Below are 3477 nucleotides of genomic sequence, written 5' to 3'. Positions count from 1 at the left end.
CGCCAATGCCGCGCGCGCCCACGTGGAGCGGACTTTCGAGCACGAGTCCTCCGACAGCGGTTGGGCCTCTGAAGCGCAGCGGGAGATTCGTGAAAACCTGTCGTCCCACCTGCCAGCGACCGCGTCCGTGCGTGACTTGGATTGTCGCGCGACGCTCTGCCGTCTGGAGGTCGACTTCCCGGTGGAGACAGACTTCCAGGAGGCCATGGGCCGGCCAGGTGCCATGGCGCGCCTGTGGAAGGGACCGAGCATGGCCCGCATCGACAGAGACAGCACTCGTGGGTCCGTGACGGTCGTCGGGTACCTCGTCCGTCCGGGCCATCCCATGCCGGTGGAGGCCCCCAAGGGCTCTCTGTCCACTCTCGAATAAGGCCTCATCTCAAGGCCTGATTGGCGAACGACGTCACGCATCGCACCCTCTGTCGGTTCTGGGCCGGAGAGGAGCATGAGATGAGCGCCAGTCATTGGTCTGTCCTGTTGACGTTGGGCCTCGCGGGATGTGGTGCGCCCACCCGACTCGAACTCCAGGGAGCGGGCCTGACGCCGCTCCCGGAGAATGCCTCGGTGGCCCGCACGAGCGAGAGCGCTCGCGAGGACTCGCGCCACGCGTGCCCCGGCGCCGCATCTCGCCTGAAGGTCGTCATCCCCCCCGGGTCCGGGGCCTCCATCAACGGGCCCTTCCCGGAGTCGTTCGTCGACGTGCGAGGGAAGCTCTACTTCGCCACCAACCTGTTCGACGGCAGCGCGGCCCTGTGGCGCAGCAACGGCACGGAGGCCGGCACCGTCCCGGTGAAGTCGTTTCCCGCCGCCCCGGTCGGCATCCCCGCGCTGAGAAACCTGTTCCCCGTGGGCGACCAGGTCTTCTTCCAGTTCGACGAACCCGCCACCGGCCGGGAGCTGTGGGTCAGCGATGGAACCGAGACCGGAACCCGGCTCGTCAAGGACCTCACGCCCGGCCCCGAGGGCACGTATCTCGCGGCCGTCGCCTCGCAGCGCGGTCAGCTCACCTTCCTGCGGCTGTGGTCCTTCGCGCCCGGCAATCCTCAAGTGGAGCTGTGGCGCTCGGATGGGACGGCCTCGGGCACGGTGCGGTTCGCGAACTTCGGGACGAGCTCGACTCTTGGCAACGTGTCGCTGCGGGTGGGCGACAACCTGCTCTTCTTCCTGGCCTCGCCCGAGCAGGGCACCGCGCTGTGGCGCACCGACGGGACCGCGAGCGGAACCCAATTCGTCAAGAAGCTCGATGCCCAGGTCGTCAATCTCACGACCACGGGACAGGCGGGGGCCGTGGGCCTGTTCCTGTTCAAAGACGGCGCGAACACGGAGGTGTGGAAGACGGACGGCACGGCCTCGGGCACCCTCCGGCTGGACGCGTTCGGAAAGAGCGTCAACCTGCTCGGGGCGCTGCACGACACCGTCTACCTGTCCTCGGTGGACAGCACGACGATGCTGATGCGCATCGAGAGTCTGTCCCTCCAGGGCGGGGGCAAGGCCTCCGTCACCACGCTCCCCAATCCGTTCGCGGGCCAGGAGGCCGCCTACCCCTACCCGCAGCAGATGGCCGTCTCCGGGGACCTGCTCTACTTCTCCGTGGCCATCGCCAGCCCCGGCCCCCCGCCCCGCGCCGCGACACTGTGGGTCTCGAACGGAACCGCCGCGGGCACCCTCCCACTCTCGGAGTCCCTGAGCCTGAGCGATGAGTACGCCTCGCCCTTGTTCCCGACCGGTGACGGTGCCGCGCTGTTCGTCGCGTCGACGACCCACACCAGCCTGGAGCCCTGGTTCACCCAGGGCACTGTCGCGACGACCCGGCTCCTCGCGGACATCCATCCGGGTCCTGCTTCATCCATCCCCGATGGCTTCGCCCGCGTGGGTGATCGCATCTACTTCCGCGCCGTGGACGACACCGGCTCCTATCAGCCGTGGTTCGTGTCCTGTCCGCGAAAGTGACGCGCCCCGTCTCCATCCCGGCCTCCGGAGTCGTGCGCAGCAGGAGAAGATGCGGCCCTCCCGGTCGACGTGGGTAAGGCCTCGGACAGAGGCGTCCCAAAACAGGACCCTCACACGCTGGCGCTTCTCACGAGCGCGATGGGAGTTCCACTCTCGCGCACGGGACAGCAGGTGGGCCTCCGCTTCGCGCGGCGGGCCACCCGCATCGCGGCGTTCGGCCAGACATGAAGGGGTTCTATCGGTGGCGCTCCGCTTCTTCTTTCATGAAAAGTATTTCCATGAAGAAACCCTCGCGCCACCAACCCCCTCCTGATTCCGAGCGCACACTGGAATCAACCATCCCGCGGAAGCAGCTCCCTTCCATTGCCAGACACTTCACAGCCCCCTAGGGCTGTCGCCCCCTTGGCACAAGCAGTGCTCAGGCACCTCGCCCACACGGCCGCTTGAACGGCCGCTTGGGGAGGGACTTCATGAAGAAGTGTATTGGCCTTGCACTCGCTCTGACCATCGTCGCCTGCGGCAAGGCAAAGGACGACGAAGCGCCGTTGATCGATCCGCCGGAGACACCCACGTCTCAGACCGTCGCGGTGCGCCTGCTCGGAGTCAACGCAGCGGGGCCCGTGCGCGTGCAAGTCTCCACGCTGGAACTGACGGTGGATGGCAATCCGTTTCCGGCTCGGATTGGCGGCAGTGAGATCGACCTGGGCAACGACCAGAACGCGTGGGCCGTGACAACGTTTGACCTTCCCGTCGATGCACGCAAGGTCGCGATCAGGCTGAAGTTCCAATCCGAAGGCATCATCGAGCGCAACGGGAAGTCGCAGCTGCTCGACCTGAGTGGCCCACCGATCTCCCTGATCGCGGACGCCGCGCAGATCCGGACTCGCAACAAGGTGGTGGTCGAGTTCGATATTGCCCGCTCCCTGGTCGAACGTGGCGAACAAGTCTTCATGTTCCCGGAGTTCATCGTCCGCTACTGACGAGACTCCGGGCGGCACGAACACAAGCAACAAGCAAGAGCTGAAGACAGTCCAAGCATTTTGAAGTGAGGGCAGGATATCATGCGTTGGGATGGTTGGCGGCAACAGCGGCAGTACTCACGGGCAACGTCGCGCTTGCGCACGAACTGGCGTGCGACAAGCGGGTGAACGGCGAGCTCATCTACGAAATTCAGTCGTACCCGGCGACGCTCGAGTGGACGATGACGGTGCGCAACGTGCACCGCACGAGCGCGTCGGACGTCGAGGCGGTGGAGGATCGACTGCTCACCGACAAGTTCGGTTGGGCACCTCAACGAACGCCTCCGTACAGGCTTGCATTTGGCGAGTCACACACCGAGAAGTTCACGAACACCGTGAACTCGTTCGAGGAATGCAAGCAGCTCGCGCTGGCGGATGGCTCGAACGACGAGCTCATCGACAACGTGTTCTCGGCGACCTGGGATGATGGCGAGACCCAGTGTCGGGCACGCGTCGTCTGCCTGCCGCTTTGCCCGCCTCAGACGTGCATCGGAGAGCGGGGTCCCCC

3 protein-coding genes and 1 pseudogene are annotated in these 3477 nt (G+C 65.9%); all 4 read left to right on the top strand.

The window, feature by feature from the left end:
• On the top strand, positions 1-370 hold a 370-nt coding region (locus HR086_RS45640; protein ID WP_305794126.1), incomplete at its 5' end, for a hypothetical protein.
• A gap of 80 nt (positions 371-450) precedes the next feature.
• Positions 451-1950 carry a hypothetical protein gene (locus HR086_RS45635; protein WP_174459431.1) on the top strand — a complete coding sequence of 500 codons (1500 nt, stop codon included), beginning with the start codon at positions 451-453 and terminating at the stop codon, positions 1948-1950.
• A gap of 470 nt (positions 1951-2420) precedes the next feature.
• Entirely contained in the window at positions 2421-2930 is a 510-nt protein-coding gene (locus HR086_RS45630) for a hypothetical protein (RefSeq protein WP_174459501.1), read from the top strand.
• Between the two features lie 86 nt (positions 2931-3016).
• Positions 3017-3477, top strand: a pseudogene (locus HR086_RS45625) (hypothetical protein); the annotation flags it as partial.

This window comes from Myxococcus sp. CA039A (assembly GCF_013336645.1).
GTDB classification, from domain to species: domain Bacteria; phylum Myxococcota; class Myxococcia; order Myxococcales; family Myxococcaceae; genus Myxococcus; species Myxococcus llanfairpwllgwyngyllgogerychwyrndrobwllllantysiliogogogochensis.
This window is presented reverse-complemented; position numbering and strand designations above follow the sequence as displayed.